A 16,689-nucleotide genomic window follows, 5' to 3' on the forward strand; every position below is an offset into this window, starting at 1 on the left:
GCTCGATCGTGCGAAAGACCACTGAGGGTGGGGAGTGGACCCTACCCATCTGCCCAAGAGCGGACGTTTCGCGTCCGACCCAAGTCGGACGCTCGGGCCGCACTCGGCGCTGCTCGAAAGCGGCTACTCAGACGCCAAAGGTCACTAGTCCGCGCTCATCGATCACCCATGCTGGGTTCCAAGCTATCTCCCAGGCATGGCCATCAGGATCGCTCAGATATCCGCGGAACCCACTATGTGGCGGCTCATCAGCTTCTCGCAGCAGCTTTCCACCCGCCGCAATGAGCCGTTGAATAGTGGGCTCAACTTCGCTTTGGTTCTCGACGTTATGAGCAAGGGCGAAGGCGCTCGGGGTTGGTCCGCTCACCCGCCGCATGTCGCCATCCAGCCCGGGATTTAGCCACGTTCCGAGCACGAACCCGTTCATCTGGTAAAAGATGATCTCCTCGTTCTCGAAGATCGGCGCCCAACCGAAACCTCCGACATAGAAATCGCGGGATCGGTTGAGTGACGACACGCCGAGCGTGATCACCGAAATCTGCTGCTGCATAGCCAAGCCCTCTCGTTTGCTTGAGCAATAGCGCTCAGAGCATTTAAGGTCTTGGGCCGTCGACAGGGCGACGGAAGGACCCGCTTGCGCGGGGGCCGGGCCAACCGCACCGACCTAACCTGTTTCAGACGAGGCATCGTGCTTGATGCAGCGTCGCCCTGCAACTGCTGAACGTCGGCTCGCACATAGAGTGAGCCGAAAGCCGACAGGCAGGAAACCACCCAACGCAGTCGTTGACCCCTGCCGCGTCAACGGCCTGGAAGCGGACCTTCCCGGGGGCCGCAACGGGTCGAAAGCAGCCCCCCGCACAGCCAAGCTGTTTCGGTTTCGATCCTCCGGTAACGCCGGCTCACGCCGCCTTCACCGCCGCCAGGAACCCGCCGACCTCGCGGGTCAGGCCGTCGGAGTGGCGCGCGAGGACGAGCGCGGCGTCGAGGACCTGGCCAGCGGTCTCGCCGGTTTCGCCGGCCTCCCGGCGCAGCGCGCCCAGGGTCTCGGTGACGTGGCCGGTCCCTTCGGCCGCCTCGCCGACGCTGCGGGCGATCTCCCGGGTGGCCGCGCCCTGCTCCTCCATCGCGACGGCGACGGACGCCGCGGAGGCCGACATCTCGCCGATCACCCGGCCGATGCGCTGGATGTCGGCGACGGCCGCCCGGGTCGCGGCCTGGATCGCCTCGATGGTGGCGTTGAGCGCCAGGAGGTTCGTCTGGCCGGCGATGCCGGCGATGACCGCGACCACCCGGTCGATGCGCTCGGCGGCCTGCGCCAGCGCACCCACCGTGGCGTCGGTGCGGCGGGCATCCTCCACCGCCTGCCCGGCCATGCGCGAGGTCCGGGCGACCTGCTGCACGATCTCCTGGATCGCGGCCGTCATCTGCCCGCTCGCCGCCGCGACGGCCTGGACGTGGCCGGAGGTCCGCTGCGCCACGCCGGCCGCCGCGTCGGTGCGCCCGGCCCCGGCCTCGGCTCCCGCCGCCATCGCCCGGGCGGCGGCCTCCATGGTGTCGGCGGCCCCGGCGAGGTCGCGGGAGAGGTCCCCGACCTTGGCCTCGAAATCCTGCGCGAGGCCGTCGACCAGGGCGGCGCGCCGGGCGGCCGCCGCGTTGCGCTCGCTCTCCCGCTCGGTCAGGCGCCGCATCTCGCCGGCGGAATCCTTGAAGACCTGAAGCGCCCGGGCGAGCGCGCCGATCTCGTCCCGCCGCCCCGTGCCCTCCACCGCGACCGCGAGGTCGCCCGCCGCCAGCGCGTTCATCGCCCGCGCCATCCGGGCGAGCGGCCGGGCGATGCCCAGGACCGCGATGGCCGCGAGGGCCGAGAAGGCGAGGACGAGGCCGAGCCCGGCCAGCAGCGTCAGGCGCGTCTTGGTCGCGGCGGCGGCAGCCTCCGCCGCGTCCCGGGCCGCCGCCAGCGCGGCGAGCGTGCGCTGCACCCGCGCATCGATGGCGGCGGTCGCCTTGGCGCGCCGCCCGGCATCCTCCTGGGTCGAGAGCGCGAAGGCGACGTCGGTCATGCCCTGCTGGGCGTTCGCCACCACCTTGGCCGAGAAGGCGAGGTAGTCGGCGATGCCGGCGCGGGCCGCCTCGTCCTGCCGGCGCTCGTCGTCCCCCTCGGCGAGGGCGACGAGCCGCTCGGCCTCCGCGCCGGCCAGCGCCTCCGCCGCCCCGTGCTGCTTGGCGAGGGCCTGGCGCACCGCGTCGTCGCCCTCGATGATGACGCTCTTCTGGGCGATCGCCGCTTCCTCGACGGCATTCGCCACCCGCAGGGCCGCCACCGCCCGGCTGGTGCGGATGTCGACGATCTCGCGCGTGGTCCGCCCCATGGCGTCGAGCCCGTCCCGGGCGAGCCCGACCAGCCCGAGGGCCACGATGAGGACCAGCCCCGCCGGCAGGGCCAGCTTGGCGATGAGCTTGAGATCGTTGAAGGCGCGCATGGGCGATCTCCGGCATGGGGAGGCCCGGGCCCGCACGGCCGCACCGTCCCATCGGACAATGATGACGCCAGGTAGTCGTTGCCACGTTAAGAAAATGTTACAATATCACATCGCCTCGATGCGGATCACGACGATCGATTACAGACCGATGCTTTGCCTGTTTGTCGGACCACACGGCACATGCACGATAATTCTACTTTGATAGAGAACGCGCCAGCGGCGGATTGCAGGGTCGATGGATGGGTCGCCGGCCGGTCGGGGCACCGTTGCAGCCGACCGGAAGCGGCGCGACCGTTCGCGAAACGGAATCGACGTGAACCTTTTCCTCGTCCCGGGACGGCCTCGTGCCGGCGGAATGAAGCTGAACCCTGCGCGCGCTCCGGCACGCATGTCGAGCCGGTACGGTCACGCCCCCTGGTTCCAGCCGGCAAAGCTCTCTGAGGCCTGCGAAAGTCGGCCTGCCGCGTGGTCATTGGCGGTCGCCAAGGCGGATGGAACGCGGTAGATCTGTCCGCAACCAGTCAGAAACGGGGGTATTCAGGCGATGAGCGAATCCACCGACCGGTTCAAGCGCGCGCCCAAGCGCAAGGCCGCGCAGGCGCGCACCCTCACGGTGTCGCCGGAGGCCAAGGCGGCCTACGAGAAGCTGATCCGCGAGAAGGAGGAGCGCGAGGCCTACGCCCGCAACCTCCCCGCCGACCAGAGACCGCGCTGACCCGCGCGCCCTACTCGCTCTTGTCGAACGGGTTCTTCGAGGTCCGGAGCGACAGGCGGATCGGCACGCCCGGCAGCTCGAAGGCCTCGCGCAGGCTGTTGACGAGGTAGCGGGTGTAGGATTTCGGCAGCGCGTCGAGCTGGTTGCCGAACAAGGCGAAGTGCGGCGGGCGCGACTTCACCTGGGTGGCGTAGCGGATCTTGACCCGCCGGCCGGACACGGCCGGGGGCGGATTGGCCTGCGTCGCCTCGCTCAGCCACTGGTTGATCTTGGCGGTCGAGATCCGGCGGTTCCACACCTCGGCGGTGGAGGTGACCGCGTGCATCAGCCGGTCGATGCCCTCGCCGGCCAGCCCCGAGAGCGGCACCACCGGGGCACCGCGCACCTGCGGCAGCAGGCGGGTCGCCTTCTCCTTGAGGTCCTTCAGGAGGCCCGGCTGGTCGGCGACGAGGTCCCACTTGTTGAGACCCATCACGAGGGCGCGCCCCTCCGACTCGACGAGATCGACGATGGTCAGGTCCTGCTTCTCGAACGGGATCGTGGCGTCGAGGAGCACCACCACGACCTCGGCGAAGCGCACGGCGCGCAACCCGTCCGAGACCGCGAGCTTCTCCAGCTTGTCGTCGATCCGGGCGCGGCGGCGCATGCCGGCGGTGTCGTGCAGCTTGATCCGCCGGCCGCGCCACTCCCAGTCGAGCGAGATCGAATCGCGGGTGATGCCGGCCTCGGGGCCGACGAGCAGCCGGTCCTCGCCGAGCATCCGGTTGATCAGCGTCGACTTGCCGGCATTCGGGCGGCCGACGATCGCGACCTTAAGCGGCTTGCCCTCGCCCCCTTCCTCGTCATCGTCGTCGTCCTGCTCCGGCAGCACGGCTTCCAGCGCGTCGAGGAGGTCGCCCATGCCCTCGCCGTGCTCGGCCGAGAGCGGGACGGGATCACCGAGGCCGAGCGCGAAGGCCTCGTAGGCGCCGGCCATGCCGGCCCCGCCCTCGGCCTTGTTGGCGAGCAGGATGACGGGCTTGTCGGCCCGGCGGACCAGTTCGGCGAAGGGCTGGTCGGCCGGCAGCAGGCCGGCGCGGGCATCGATCACGAACAGGACCGCGTCGGCCTCGGCGATGGCGGCCTCGGTCTGGGCGCGCATCCGGCCGGCGAGCGAATCGGCCTCGGCCTCCTCGAGCCCCGCGGTGTCGAGGATGCGGAAGCGCAGGTGGCCGAGGCGCACCTCGCCCTCGCGCCGGTCGCGGGTCACGCCCGGCCGGTCGTCGACGAGGGCGAGCTTGCGGCCCACCAGACGGTTGAACAGCGTCGACTTGCCGACGTTGGGACGCCCGACGATCGCGACGATGGGCATCGACATGGAGGTCTTCCTAAAAAATAGCAGCGGGCGGGCACGCCGCGAGGCGCGCCGCCCTGTCGAGATGATGATGCGGGACGCAAACGCCCCGCGCTATGGGGTTTTTAGCGCGTCGCCGCGGGTGCAGGGGCCTCTTGGGCGGGGGCCTCTTGGGCAGGTGCCTCTTGGGCGGGAGCGGGCGCGTCGGTGACGACCGGCGGCGGGGGCGCCGCCGGGGCCGGGGCTGCCGCCGCGGTCACCTGCACGGGACCGCCGGCCACCAGGCCGACATAGATCTCGAGCCGCTGGCGCAGGCCCGCCGGGGTCTCGCGGTCGGCGGCGATCTGGTCGAACCAGCGGCCGGCCCCCTCGAAGTCGCCCTTCTTGAGCGCCACGAGGCCCAGCGTCTCGCGGGCGGTGTGGCGGAAGGCGTTCGCCGGCGCGGCGAGGCTCTGGAGCGTGTTGAGCGCGGTCGCATCGTCCTTGTCGACGAGGAGCAGCGCCCCGCGCAGGCGGGCGAGGTCGCGCAGGGACTGGCCGACGGAGGTGTCGTCGGCGATCGCCGCATAGGCCTTGGCGCCGGCCGCCGGATCGGCCTTGCCGGCCTCGGCCGCGGCGCGCAGGCGCGCCAGCAGGCGGTAACCGAACGGCGCCTCGGCGGCGACGCCCGCGAAGGCCTTCTCGGCATCCTCCGGCGTCCCGTCCTTGGCGCGGCGAAGCGCCTCCTCGAAGCGCTGGCTCGCGGCCTCCGCCTGCTGTCCTTGCGCGTGCTGCCAGTAGCGCCAGCCGCCGACGCCCAGCACCACCAGCACCGCGAGACCGATGAACACGCCGCTGTAGCGCGACCAGATCTGGGTCAGGCGGTCGCGCCGGTACTCGTCGTTGACCTCGCGGATGAACTCGTTCTCGCTCATGATCTTCTATGGCTCGCCGCCACCTGAGGAACCGGTGGGCTCTTCGCCGCGACCGTGCGACAGGGCCGGTCGCGTAGCACAGTCCCGGCGGGAAGTCAGGCCCGGTCGGGAATTGCTCAGGCCTGGCCCGGCCACACCGCGACGCCGATGAGCCAGGGGTGCAGCACCCGCGCAAAGACGAACCAGGCGGCAATGCCGATCACCACCGCGAGCGCGTCGTTGCGCCAGCCCGCCTGCGCGACGACGGGACCGCCATGCGGCTTCACCTCGTCGCGACGCTTGGCGCTGATCCGCGCCATCACCGCCCAGGCCAGGATCGTCCCGAACAGGATCATCGAGCCGAGATCGCCGTTGGCGAGAAGATGCGCGGTGGCCCAGATCTTCACGCCGAGCAGCATCGGGTGCTTCGCCTTCGTCTTGATCCGCCCCGGCAGGTAGGCGGCGACGAAGCTGATGAAGGCGAAGAGCACCAGCAGCAGGGCGAGGTGCCGGGTCCAGACCGGGGGCGACCACACCTCGATCATGCCGTGCGCCCGGTACTGGCCGTAGCCGTAGCCCAGCAGCACGAGGCCGGCGAGCGCCAGGACCGAGTAGCCGATCTTGTAGGGGCCCTCCCCCACCCGGGCGATCAGGGCGGCGCGGGGGCTGCGCGCCATCGTGAAGGCGTGGGTGCCGAGGAACAGCACGAGGCCGGCGATCAGGAGGAGCATCGGGGGAAAACCCTCACGAGAACGGCCGGACTCGGCGAAGACCGAAAGCAAGCCTCAAGCACTCTTGGGCAGGCTCGAAAGCGAAGTCCAGGGTCGCCGCATGCTCCTCCGCCTCCTCCTCGCGTGTCTCTGCGTCGCGGCCACGCTGGGGCCGGCCGCCGCCGAGCCTCCCCTCTCGGCCCTGACCCTGGTCGGTCCGCCCCGCCTCGTCTTCACGCCCAAGCGCGATGCCTGCGACGGGCACGACGTGCCGGACGCCCCCGCCCGGGCGTTCCGCGAGGCCGAGGGCGGGATCGTGCTGTTCGGGATGCATTATCGCAATCGCGCCTTGCGCGGCCGCGACTTCGACTCCTTGAAGCTCGATTGCACGGTGGTGCTCGATTCCGCCTTCAAGCCCGAGCCCGAGGCCTTCGACGACCGCAGCTGGATCACCGCCACCTGGACCGAGGACGGCAGGCGGGTCGAGGCGCTGCTGCACGAGGAATACCACGCCGACGAGCACAAACGCTGCCGCACCACGGGGACCTTGGCCTGCTGGTACAACGCGGTGCTCGCCGCCCGCTCGAGCGATGGCGGGCACAGCTTCAGCCGCACCACGCCGCCGACGGTGGTGGCGGCGGCCCCCTTCCGCCAGGAGGTCGAGCAGGGCCGCCACCGCGGCTTCTTCAACCCGTCGAACATCTTTTCCGACGGCCGCCTCCGCTACTTCTATGCGTCCACCACCGGCTGGACCGGCCAGCCCTTCGGCGTCTGCCTGTTCCGCAGCGACGACGTGACCGATCCCGCCCGCTGGCGTGCCTTCGACGGCAAGGCGTTCACCGCCCGCTTCCCCAACCCCTACCTGAAGGGCGCGACGGCGACCGGTCCCTGCGTCCCGGTGGCACCGTTCCCGGCCCCGGTCGGCTCGGTGAGCCGCCACCGCGGCACCGGCGCCTGGATCGCCGTGTTCCAGGCCGCCGCCGGCGGCGTCTTCCCCCGCTCCGGGATCTACTGGAGCACGTCGCGCGATCTCCTCGCCTGGGACGCGCCGCGCCTGCTGATCGCCGGATCCACCCTCTACGACGATCCGTGCACGTCCGGCGGCGAGCTCGTCAGCTACCCCTCGCTGATCGATCCCGCCGCCCCCGGCCGCAACTTCGACACGGTGGGTGACACGGCGACGCTGTTCTACGTCACGCTCAAGACCAAGGGCTGCGAGGTCACCTCGGAGCGCGACCTCGTGCGGCGGCCGGTCTCGATCAAGGTCTGGCCTTGAGCGGATACGGACAAGAGACGAGACAGATAAATAAAGACACAGTCAAAACGTCGACAAGCTCTGACAATATATGGGCAAGTCGAACAGACTACGAGACCACTGGCCCTCCGCCTCACGCTGCGTCATGATGCCGGCGGGGAAGCGCTCGGAGGAACGGCGATGCGGTGGCGGATCCTGGCATGCGTGGCGGCCGTCTCGATCGCGGGCGTCGGCCCGTCCCGGGCGATGAGCCTCTCGGAGAGCGGCGATCAGGCCACCCTCGCCGGTGCGATCGTGCCCGGCGACGGCGAGGCCTTCGCCCGCTTCCTCGCCGGGCCGCACGCCCGTCCGCTGCGGGTCGTCTACCTCAACAGCGGCGGCGGCAAGGTGCTGGAGGGCATCGCCATCGGCCGGGCGATCCGCCGCGCCGGCCTCGTCACGGCGGTGGATGCGCAGGCGGCGCGGTGCGACAGCGCCTGCACGCTGATCTTCGCCGGGGGCGTGCGGCGCCACTACATCCACGGCGAGGACGTGTACGAGGGGATGTCGGGCCGCTCCGGCCTCGGCTTCCACACGGCGCACCGTCCGGGCAACCGGATCGAGGCGAACACGCTCAACCAGCGCGGCACCGACAACATGCGCCGGTTCTACGGCGAGATGGGCCAGCCCGGCGCCGCGACGCTGGTCGACAAGGCCGCGTTCGACAGCCTCTACCGCCCGTCGGGCAGCACCGCCCTGACCCTCGGGATCGCCACGAGCCTGCAGGCGCCGTGATCGGCTTCTTCGACGGGATCGTCAGGAGAGCGTGGCGAGCCTCGGGCCGATGACGGGCGCGACGGCTCACCCCCGCCAGGTGAGCAGGTAGGCGCCAACCACCACCAGCCCGACCCCGAGCCAGTTCACCCCCGACAGCCGCTCGCCGAGCAGCGTCGCGCCCAACACGGCCACCAGCACGATCGACAGCTTGTTGAGGGTCGCGACCTGCGCCGCCCCGCCGACCTTGAGGGCGCGGAAGTAGCAGGCCCAGGAGCCGGCGGTGGCGAGCCCCGACAGGCCGAGCAGGCCGAGGTTGCGCCCGGTGAGCGCCCGCAGGGCCTGCCACTGGCCGGTGGCGAGGCAGAGTGTCCCGAGCGCCAGCAGGATCACCACCGAGCGCAGGAAGGCGGCGGCGTCCGATTCCGCCCCGGCGCTGCCGGCCCGGGCCAGCACGGCCGTGATGGCGGTGAACACGGCCGAGACCAGCGCCCAGATCTGCCAGGACATCCCGCGACCCCTCTTTCCCGCTTTTGCCCATCTCGGGCGGCATCATGAATGGCCGGCATGCGCGGATGCCGACAATGCGTTTCACTGGCGCACCGCCCTGCTCCAGCTTGCCGCGCCAAGGCCCGACGGAGCCCGACGGCCCGAGGCCGGCACGCATGGGGGAACGCATCATGGACCAGACGCGGCGGCTGTTTCTGGGGAGCGCGGCGCTCGGCGCCGGCATGGTGGCGACGGGCGCGAAGGCCCTCGAGCACGACCACGGCAACCCGGGCGACGGCGGCTACGGCCGGCAGTCGGTGTCGCTGCCGCCGGGCGCCAAGGTCGCCTACCACGATCCGCAGGATGTCGGGGCGATGCCCGAGTTCCGCTTCTCGCTCGACGGCAACCGCCCGAAGGTGACCTCCGGCGGCTGGGCCAAGGAAGCGACCGTCCACCAGTTCCCCATCAGCAAGGGGATCGCGGGCGTGCACATGTTCCTCGAGCCCGGCGCCTCGCGCGAATTGCACTGGCACGCCATCGCGGCCGAATGGGCCTACGTCATCGACGGCCGCTGCCAGACCGTGGTGCTCGATCCGAGCGGCGCCAGCGAGATCAACAACTACGAGCCCGGCGACCTCTGGTACTTCCCGAAGGGCCACGGCCACTCGATCCAGACCATCGGCGACAAGCCCTGCCACTTCATCCTGTCCTTCGACAACGGCGCCTTCTCGGAGCACGGCACCTTCTCGATCACCGACTGGATCGACGTGACCCCGAAGGACATGCTGGCCCTCGATTTCGGTCTGCCGGCGAACGCCTTCGACGCCTTCCCGAAGGGCGAGGCCTATATCCAGGCCGGCCCGGTGGTCCCGGTGTCGGACGCCCTCGACGCGCCCTGGCCGAAGGAATCGACCCACAAGTTCCGCCTGCTCAAGGACCCGCGGGCGGTCCGCGAGTTCGAGGGCGGCACCTTCCGCCTCGCCACGGTCGACGAGTGGCCGATCCAGAAGACGATGTCGGGCGGCGTGATGACGATCCGGCCGGGGCAGATGCGCAAGCTGCACTGGAACGTCAACGCCAACGAGTGGCACTATTACCTGAAGGGCAAGGGCCAGGTGGCCCTGTTCGGCTCGGGCGGGCGCGGCAAGGTGGCCGAGTTCAAGCCCGGCGACGTCGCCTACATCCCGATGGGCTTCGGCCACGCGATCAAGAACACCGGCGACGAGGACCTGGAGATCGTCCAGACCTGGGACAACGGCAAGTTCGAGGAGATCGACCTCGACACCTGGATCAAGTCGAGCCCGCGCTACCTCCTGTCGAACAACTTTTCGGGGGTGCCGGGCGAGACGCTGACGAAGATGAAGCAGGGGTAAGGCGGAGCCCATCGCGACGCGCGCGAAATCTCCCCCTCTGCGCAAGGCCGTCCGGGGAAAGACATGGCGCGGGTTACTCTCCTCTCCCCGCGGGCGGGGAGAGGGCCGTGTCCCCGTCCAGGGGACGCGGCAAGCGGAGGCGAAAGCCGAAGCGAGGGTGAGGGGGTGTTTCAGGATGTGCCTCCTCCGGCATCACCCCTCACCCTCGCCCTGTGGGCTCGCTGCGCTTCCTGAACGGAAGCACAGCCTTCTCCCCGCCCGCGGGGAGAGGGGAAACCCGCGACCCTCGTTTCCCCGGACAGCCCGCCGCAGAGGGGGGGAGGGTTCGCGATGCACAGCCTCCCCCCACCGCCTATCCCCCGCCGCGCCGCTCCGCTACAACCCGCGCCCGTGAACTGGGACGCGTTCGACTTCAAGCTCCTCATCGTGTTCGACGCGATCATGCGCGAGCGCCACGTGACGCGCGCGGGCGAGCGGCTGGGCCTGAGCCAGTCGGCGGTGAGCCACGCGCTGCAGCGGCTGCGCCGGGCGCTCGGCGACGAATTGTTCGTGCGCGGGCCCGAGGGCATGAGCCCGACGCCCCGGGCCCTCGACCTGGCCGAGCCGGTGCGCCGGGCGCTGGCCGAGATCGAGGGCGCCCTGCACCAGGACCGGTTCGACCCGGCCACCTCGACCGCGCGGTTTCGCCTGGTGCTCAACAATACCGCCGCCGTGGTGCTGGCCGCGCCGATCGCCGAATGGATCGGAAGCCGGGCCCCTCGTTTGAGCCTGCACATGAGCCCGAGCGGCACCGTGCGGGTCGACGACCTCTTGGATCGCGGCGATGTGGATCTTGCGATCGTCGGGACCGGGCGGGTCGAGGGCGAGCGCTTCGGCACCGCCACGCTGATCCGGGACGGGTTCGCGGTCGTCGCCCGGCGCGGGCATCCAGGCCTCGCCGCGCCCCTCACCTACGAGCGCCTCGCCGACCTGTCGCACCTCGTCGTCTCCTCCACCGGCGACGATGTCGGCTTCCTCGACGGCATCCTGGCGAGACGGGGCCTGCCGCCGCGCCGGGTCGCGATGGCGGCCCCGTTCCTGTCGGCGGCGCCGATCCTCGCCCGCTCCGACCTGGTGGCGGTGATGGCGGAGCGGATCGCCCGTACCCTGGCGACGGTACATCCGGTCGCCTGCGAGCCGCTGCCGGTGGATCCGGACCTGCCGGTCACCCGCTCGGCCCTGGTCTGGGCCCGGCGGGTCGAGCGCCATCCCGACCATGCTTGGCTGCGCCGGCAGATCGCCGATTGCGCCCGCAGCCTCGGGGACGGCCCGGTTCCCGGTCCCTAGTCGTCGAATGGATCGCCGGTAACCGAAAATTATCGCGGTCGCTCGCATCAGTTGTAGACCTGAATAGGTGCAACCGAGCCATGGATCAGACCGTCGTCTCCGCCGCGCAAGCCCGGCGCTTCGCCACCTTCGGCCTGACGGACGACGATCTCGTCCGCCTGCGCGGCCTCGAAGGCTTCGCGCGGGAGCGCCTGCCGGGGCTGCTGGCCGACTGGAACGCCCGCTTCGCGGACTGGCCGGAGATCCAGGAGACCTTGCGCGATCCGGAGGTGCACGCGGCCCGGGTCGCCCATTGGGTGCGGGTGGTGAGCGGCGATTTCGGCCCGGACTTCACCGCCTCGGCCGAGCGCCTGGCCTCGGTCTTCTACGCCCGGCGGGTGCCGGCCTACGCGGTCGCGATCTGCCACGCCACGGTGACGGCGGGGCTCGCCGAGGCGCTCGGCCTCGCCGGGCCGCGGCGCCTGCTCGGAGGCAAGGCCGAGGCGGCGCTCCAGGGTGCGCTCACCCGGGCGGCCTGGCTCGACCTCGAAGTGCTGCTCGAGACCTATGCGCAAGCCGAGCAGGCGACCCGGCGCCGCACCACCGCCGCCCTGGCCCAGGCCTTCGAGGAGCGCGTGCTCGCGGCGATCGGCGCGGTCGCCGACCGGGCCCGGGCCCTCGACGGTACCGTCGGGGCGCTGTCGCGCAACGCCTCGCGCTCGTCGCAGGCGGCGACCTCCGTCGCGGCGGCGGTGACCCAGGCCTCGGCCGGGACCGAGCAGGTGGCGCGCTCCGCCGAGCAGCTGCGCGCGGCGATCGCGGAGATCGCCGGCGAGGTCGGCCGCTCCCACAATGTGGCGGCGGATGCGGTGGCGCAATCCGACGCGGTGGCGGCGCAGGTCGCGTCGCTCGCCGGGGCGGTGGCGCAGATCGGCGAGGTGGTGACGCTGATCACCGGCATCGCCGACCAGACCAACCTGCTGGCGCTCAACGCCACCATCGAGGCGTCCCGCGCCGGTGCGGCCGGCCGCGGCTTCGCGGTGGTCGCCGCGGAGGTGAAGGCCCTGGCCCAGCAGACCGCCCGCGCCACCGGGACGATCACCGGGCAGATCGACACCGTGCGGGCGGCGGCGGACGGCTCGGTCGAGGCCATCGCCCGCATCCGCCGGACGATCGGCCAGGTCAGCGAAAGCAGCGCGATGATCAGCGCCGCGGTCGAGGAGCAGAGCGCCGCCACCGCCGAGATCGCCCGCAGCACCCGCGACGTCAGCGTCGGCACCGACGAGGTCGCCCGCCTGATCGACCGCGTGCGCGAGGATGCCGGCGGCACCGCCGAGGCCGCCGCCCAGGTCACCGACACCACCCGCGACCTCGGCCGGCAGGCGGAGGCGATGAGCGCGGCAATCGGGGCGTTCCTGGGCGAAATCCGGGCGGCGTGAGGAGGAGCCCCGGCACCGGTCGGTCGTCCCGGGGACCGAGGGGAGAAAACCAAAGGCCCCGCCGCGCGATCCGCGGCGGGGCCTTTGTTCGTCGAAGGACCGGCGGAACCCGAGACGATCCCGCCGGGATGGTGTGCGTCAGGCCGCCTGGATGTCGCGCAGGAAGCCGTCGACCTCCTGCTTGACGGTGAGCGACTGGGTGGCGAGCTCGGCCGCCGCCATCAGCACCTGGGAGGCGGCGCTGCCGGTCTCACCGGCCGAGCCGAGGACGCCGGCCATCGCGGCGGTGACGTCCTGTGTGCCCCGGGCGGCCTGCGAGGCGTTGCGCGAGATCTCGGTCGTCGCGGCGGTCTGCTCCGTCACCGTCGCGGCGATCATGCCGCTGATCTCGTTGATGGTCGCGATGGTCTGGCCGATCTGCCCGATGGCGCCGGCCGCCTGGCCGGTGGCGGCCTGGATCGCCGTGATCTGACCGCCGATCTCCACGGTCGCCCGGGAGGTCTGGGCGGCGAGCTCCTTCACCTCCGCCGCGACCACCGCGAAGCCGCGGCCCGCCGCGCCGGCCCGCGCCGCCTCGATCGTGGCGTTGAGCGCGAGCAGGTTGGTCTGGTCGGCGATGGCGGTGATCGTCGCGACGGCGGCGCCGATCTGCGTGGCGGCGGCGCTGAGGCTCGTCATGGCGGCGTCGGTCGCCGCGGCCTCGCGGGTGGCGTTGCCGGCGACCTCGTTCGAGCGCAGCACCTGCCGCTCGATCTCCTGGAGCGAGGACACCATCTCCTCGGCCGCCGCCGCGACCATCTGGACGCTGGCGGAGGTCTGCTCGGCGGTGCCGCTCGAGGCCTGCGCCTGGGCGCTGGTGGTGTCGGCGACGCTCGTCATGGTGCGGGCCGTGGCGTCGAGCTCGGTCGCGGCCGAGGTGACGATCTCGAGCGAGCCCGCGACCCGGTGCTGGAAGCCCCGCACCAGCTGGTCGACCCGGTCGGCGCGGCGCTGGCGGGCGGATTGCTCGTCGCGCTGCTGCGCCTCCAGTTCGATCCGGGCGAGGGCGTTCTGGCGGAAGACCTCGACGGCTTGCGCCATCTCGCCCATCTCGTCGCGGGAGTCGCGGGAGGGCACGGCGAGGTCGGTCTCTCCTTGCGCCAGCCGCTTCATCGCCGCGGTCATCCCGCCGATCGGCCCGACGATGCTGCGGGCGATCAGGACGGCGAGGCCGGCGCCGAGGGAGAGGGCGAAGGCGATCAGGGCGAACTGGATCACCTTCGTCCGCGCCGTCATCGCTTCCGTTGCGGCGGCGATCTCGCGGACCACGGTCTCCACCTTAGCCCGAACGGTCTTGGTGGCCTCGTCGATGGCGGTGAGGTGCGGCCTGATGCCGGTATCGTAGATCTGCCGGCTCTCGCCCGACGCCGTGCCGTAGGCCTGGAAGGCGGCGACGTAGGCGGCGAGCGCCTGCTCGGTCGCGCGCATCGGCTGGGCGAAGGAGCCGGCGGAATCGAGCCCGCGCAGGAGCTTGAGGGCGGCGTCCGCCTTGCCGGCATTGGTCGCGAAGGTCGCCGGGCCGTTCGGGTCCTGCGTCGCCAGGAAGCGCCAGTTGGCGACCCGGACCAGCAGCATGGCGCTCTCGGTCGCGGCGGCCTGGAGCACCTGCGCGTCGCTGGCGCGGGCCCGCATCTCGGCCACGAGGGCGTTGGTCGCGCGGGTCAGCTCGTCGCCGCCCTTGAACAGCTTGTCCTTGGCCTCCGCCATGCCGCGTCCCGCCGCCGCCAGGCGCTGAAGGTCGGGCTTCAGATCGCGGGCCTGGTCGCGGATCTCCGCGTAGAGCTTGCGGCGGTCCTCGGCGATCGACCGCTTGGCCATCATGTCGCCCGATTCCTCGATCGACCGGCGCTCCTCCTCGATCCCGGCGATCAGCTCGGGCCGCGGCAGGATCCGGTACTGCTCCGCCTGGCCCGACATCGACTTCGTCGACACGATCACGGACAGCGCGGAGCGGGACAGATCGTCGAGCAGCGCCCGCTTCTCGTATTGCTCGACGAGACCGGCCTGCTGGTAGATCGAGAAGCCGCCCAGGCCGGCAGCGATCATCACCAACGACCCGAAGCCGACGTAGAGGCGGGTGCGGACGGTCAACCTGCGCAACATGCCGAGAATCCAGTAAGACGTTGTTTACTCACTATGGATCGGCGCCATTAATGATCAGTTACAAACTGACCCTGTGGTAGAAAGATGCCGCAGCGTGCACCCAGGCTGCGTTCATGTCGGGCCGCGCGCATGGAGGGTCCGGTGCCGGGCCCGTCACCGGACGTCGAAGACCCGCGCGCGTCACGCCGCCGGGGCCGGCTCCGGCGGATCGCCCGCCCCGGCCGGCCGGAAGCACGGCACCGGCGTCCCGTCGCGCGACGACGCGAAGACCAGCTGCACCGGCAGGCTGATCGCCAGGGCTTGCGGATCGCAATCGACCAGGCTCGTCAGCATCGTCGGGCCTTCCGCCAGGGTGACGTAGGCGACCGTGCGGGGCGGGTCCTCGCGGGCGAGCACGGTGTAGCTGTAGATCGTGCCCTCGCCCGAGGCCTCCTCCCAGGCGGTCTCACCGAAGCAGAACGGGCAGAGCGCGCGCGGATACCAATGCGCCTTGCCGCAGGCGGCGCAGCGGCGCAGCAGGAACCGGCCCTCGCGGGCCGCCGCCACGAAGGGCGCGGAATCGGGGCTTGCCGGCGGGTCGGGCCAGTCGCCGTCGCGCAGCGGGATGCGGGTCGAGGACGTTTCGGTCATCTGTCTCACTCCCTCCCGAGGATCAGGGTCGCGGCGCCGTGGCGGCTGCCGAGCAGGCCGCCGATCCCGGTCGCGACGGCCAGCTCGCAGTTCCTCACCTGCACCGCCGGATGGGCCTCGCCGCGCAGCTGGCGCACCGCCTCGATCACCTTGGTGATGCCGCCCCGGTTGGCCGGGTGGTTGTTGCACAGGCCGCCGCCATCGGTGTTGAACGGCAATCGTCCGGTGCCGGAGATCAGGTTGCCGTCGGCGACGAAGCGGCCGCCCTGCCCCTTCTCGCAGAAGCCGAGATCCTCGAGCTGCATCAGCACCGTGATGGTGAAGCTGTCGTAGATCGAGGCGTAATCGATGTCGGCCGGGCTCACCCCGGCCTCCGCGAAGGCGGCCGGACCCGAGATCCGCGCCGCCGACCAGGTCAGGTCGACCTCGCCGCCGAGCTGGCCCTTGTGGGCCTCGCCCGCCCCCATCACGCGCACCAGCGGGTGCTTCAGGCTGCGGGCGATCTCGGGCCGCGCCACCACCAGCGCCCCGCCGCCGTCGCTGACGACGCAGCAATCGAGCCGGTGCAGCGGATCGGCGACCATCGGCGAGGCCACGACATCCGCGACGCTCACCACGTCGCGCAGCATCGCGTGCGGATTGTGCTGCGCATGGTGCGAGGCCGCGACCTTGATCCAGGCGAGCTGCTCGGACGTCGTGCCGAACTCGTGCATATGGCGGCGCGCACAGAGCGCGTAGAGGTTGACCGTGGTCGGGCCGAACGGCGTCTCCCACGGGCTGTCCGGGGCGTCGGCGATGACGGGGCGGGCCGCGGTGCCGGAATGGCCGGCGCTGCGCGGCCGGCCGGCCAGCGTGATCAGCGCGACATTGCACTTCCCCATCGCGATGGCCTCAGCCGCATGCGCCACATGGGCGATGTAGGAGGCGCCGCCGATATCGGTGCTGTCGAGGTGGCGCAAGGACAGGTTCATGTAGTCGGCCATTGCCAGCGGCCCGAGGCCCGGCGCGTCGCCGGCGCAGAAATAGCCGTCGACGTCGTCCTTGGTCAGCCCGGCATCGGCGAGCGCGCCGGCGGCGGATTCGGCGTGGAGCTGGGCCACCGACTTGTCCGGGGCCTTGCGGGTCGGGTGCTCGTAGGCCCCGACGATGTGGGCGCGTCCGTTGATCGTCAT

At 71.4% G+C, this 16,689-nt stretch carries 15 protein-coding genes; 6 read left to right on the plus strand and 9 right to left on the minus strand.

The window, feature by feature from the left end:
• Positions 1–127: 127 nt before the first annotated feature.
• Entirely contained in the window at positions 128–550 is a 423-nt protein-coding gene (locus HBB12_RS00800) for a VOC family protein (RefSeq protein WP_236987598.1), read from the minus strand.
• Positions 551–899: 349 nt separating this feature from the next.
• Positions 900–2,480: a methyl-accepting chemotaxis protein gene (locus tag HBB12_RS00805; protein ID WP_236987599.1), complete on the minus strand. Its 1,581-nt coding sequence runs from the start codon at positions 2,478–2,480 to the stop codon at positions 900–902.
• Between the two features lie 544 nt (positions 2,481–3,024).
• On the opposite strand from HBB12_RS00805, the gene HBB12_RS00810 reads away from it, so the two are divergent.
• Positions 3,025–3,195 carry a hypothetical protein gene (locus HBB12_RS00810; RefSeq protein WP_197093294.1) on the plus strand — a complete coding sequence of 57 codons (171 nt, stop codon included), beginning with the start codon at positions 3,025–3,027 and terminating at the stop codon, positions 3,193–3,195.
• A gap of 10 nt (positions 3,196–3,205) precedes the next feature.
• Here the strand turns inward: HBB12_RS00810 and der are convergent, their stop codons facing one another.
• The 3 genes from der to HBB12_RS00825 all read right to left on the minus strand — a co-directional run bounded on the left by der (position 3,206) and on the right by HBB12_RS00825 (position 6,152).
• On the minus strand, positions 3,206–4,552 hold the full coding sequence (gene der / locus HBB12_RS00815; RefSeq protein ID WP_236987600.1) for a ribosome biogenesis GTPase Der: 1,347 nt from the start codon (positions 4,550–4,552) through the stop codon (positions 3,206–3,208).
• Between the two features lie 101 nt (positions 4,553–4,653).
• Positions 4,654–5,445: a tetratricopeptide repeat protein gene (locus HBB12_RS00820; protein ID WP_236992621.1), complete on the minus strand. Its 792-nt coding sequence runs from the start codon at positions 5,443–5,445 to the stop codon at positions 4,654–4,656.
• 113 nt (positions 5,446–5,558) lie between these two features.
• The gene (locus HBB12_RS00825; protein ID WP_236987601.1) at positions 5,559–6,152 is read right to left on the minus strand and encodes an NnrU family protein; all 594 of its coding nucleotides are present in this window, start codon (positions 6,150–6,152) and stop codon (positions 5,559–5,561) included.
• Between the two features lie 100 nt (positions 6,153–6,252).
• Here HBB12_RS00825 and HBB12_RS00830 point away from each other — a divergent pair, with 100 nt between their 5' ends.
• Both HBB12_RS00830 and HBB12_RS00835 read left to right on the plus strand, forming a co-directional pair.
• Complete coding sequence (locus tag HBB12_RS00830) at positions 6,253–7,407, plus strand: hypothetical protein (protein ID WP_236987602.1); 1,155 nt, start codon at positions 6,253–6,255, stop codon at positions 7,405–7,407.
• Between the two features lie 159 nt (positions 7,408–7,566).
• Positions 7,567–8,160 (plus strand): COG3904 family protein, encoded by a 594-nt coding sequence (locus tag HBB12_RS00835; RefSeq protein WP_236987603.1) that lies wholly within the window; start codon positions 7,567–7,569, stop codon positions 8,158–8,160.
• 66 nt (positions 8,161–8,226) lie between these two features.
• Here the strand turns inward: HBB12_RS00835 and HBB12_RS00840 are convergent, their stop codons facing one another.
• Positions 8,227–8,649, minus strand: a complete 423-nt coding sequence (locus HBB12_RS00840; protein WP_236987604.1) for an EamA family transporter — start codon at positions 8,647–8,649, stop codon at positions 8,227–8,229.
• Positions 8,650–8,819: 170 nt separating this feature from the next.
• On the opposite strand from HBB12_RS00840, the gene HBB12_RS00845 reads away from it, so the two are divergent.
• The 3 genes from HBB12_RS00845 (at position 8,820) to HBB12_RS34235 (ending at position 12,745) form a co-directional block, all read left to right on the plus strand.
• A complete protein-coding gene (locus HBB12_RS00845; RefSeq protein ID WP_236987605.1) occupies positions 8,820–10,001 on the plus strand; it encodes a cupin domain-containing protein in 1,182 nt (393 codons plus the stop codon).
• Positions 10,002–10,391: 390 nt separating this feature from the next.
• Entirely contained in the window at positions 10,392–11,327 is a 936-nt protein-coding gene (locus tag HBB12_RS00850; RefSeq protein WP_236987606.1) for a LysR family transcriptional regulator, read from the plus strand.
• 80 nt (positions 11,328–11,407) lie between these two features.
• A complete protein-coding gene (locus tag HBB12_RS34235) occupies positions 11,408–12,745 on the plus strand; it encodes a globin-coupled sensor protein (protein WP_272913238.1) in 1,338 nt (445 codons plus the stop codon).
• 138 nt (positions 12,746–12,883) lie between these two features.
• Here HBB12_RS34235 and HBB12_RS00865 read toward each other — a convergent pair whose 3' ends face one another.
• The 3 genes from HBB12_RS00865 to HBB12_RS00875 form a co-directional block, all read right to left on the minus strand.
• The gene (locus HBB12_RS00865) at positions 12,884–14,887 is read right to left on the minus strand and encodes a methyl-accepting chemotaxis protein (RefSeq protein WP_236987607.1); all 2,004 of its coding nucleotides are present in this window, start codon (positions 14,885–14,887) and stop codon (positions 12,884–12,886) included.
• A 180-nt stretch (positions 14,888–15,067) separates the two neighbouring features.
• Positions 15,068–15,517, minus strand: a complete 450-nt coding sequence (locus HBB12_RS00870; protein ID WP_236987608.1) for a Zn-ribbon domain-containing OB-fold protein — start codon at positions 15,515–15,517, stop codon at positions 15,068–15,070.
• A 5-nt stretch (positions 15,518–15,522) separates the two neighbouring features.
• Positions 15,523–16,689, minus strand: a complete 1,167-nt coding sequence (locus tag HBB12_RS00875) for a thiolase family protein (RefSeq protein WP_236987609.1) — start codon at positions 16,687–16,689, stop codon at positions 15,523–15,525.

Origin of the sequence: Methylobacterium sp. SyP6R (genome assembly GCF_019216885.1) — a bacterium.
Lineage (GTDB): Bacteria > Pseudomonadota > Alphaproteobacteria > Rhizobiales > Beijerinckiaceae > Methylobacterium.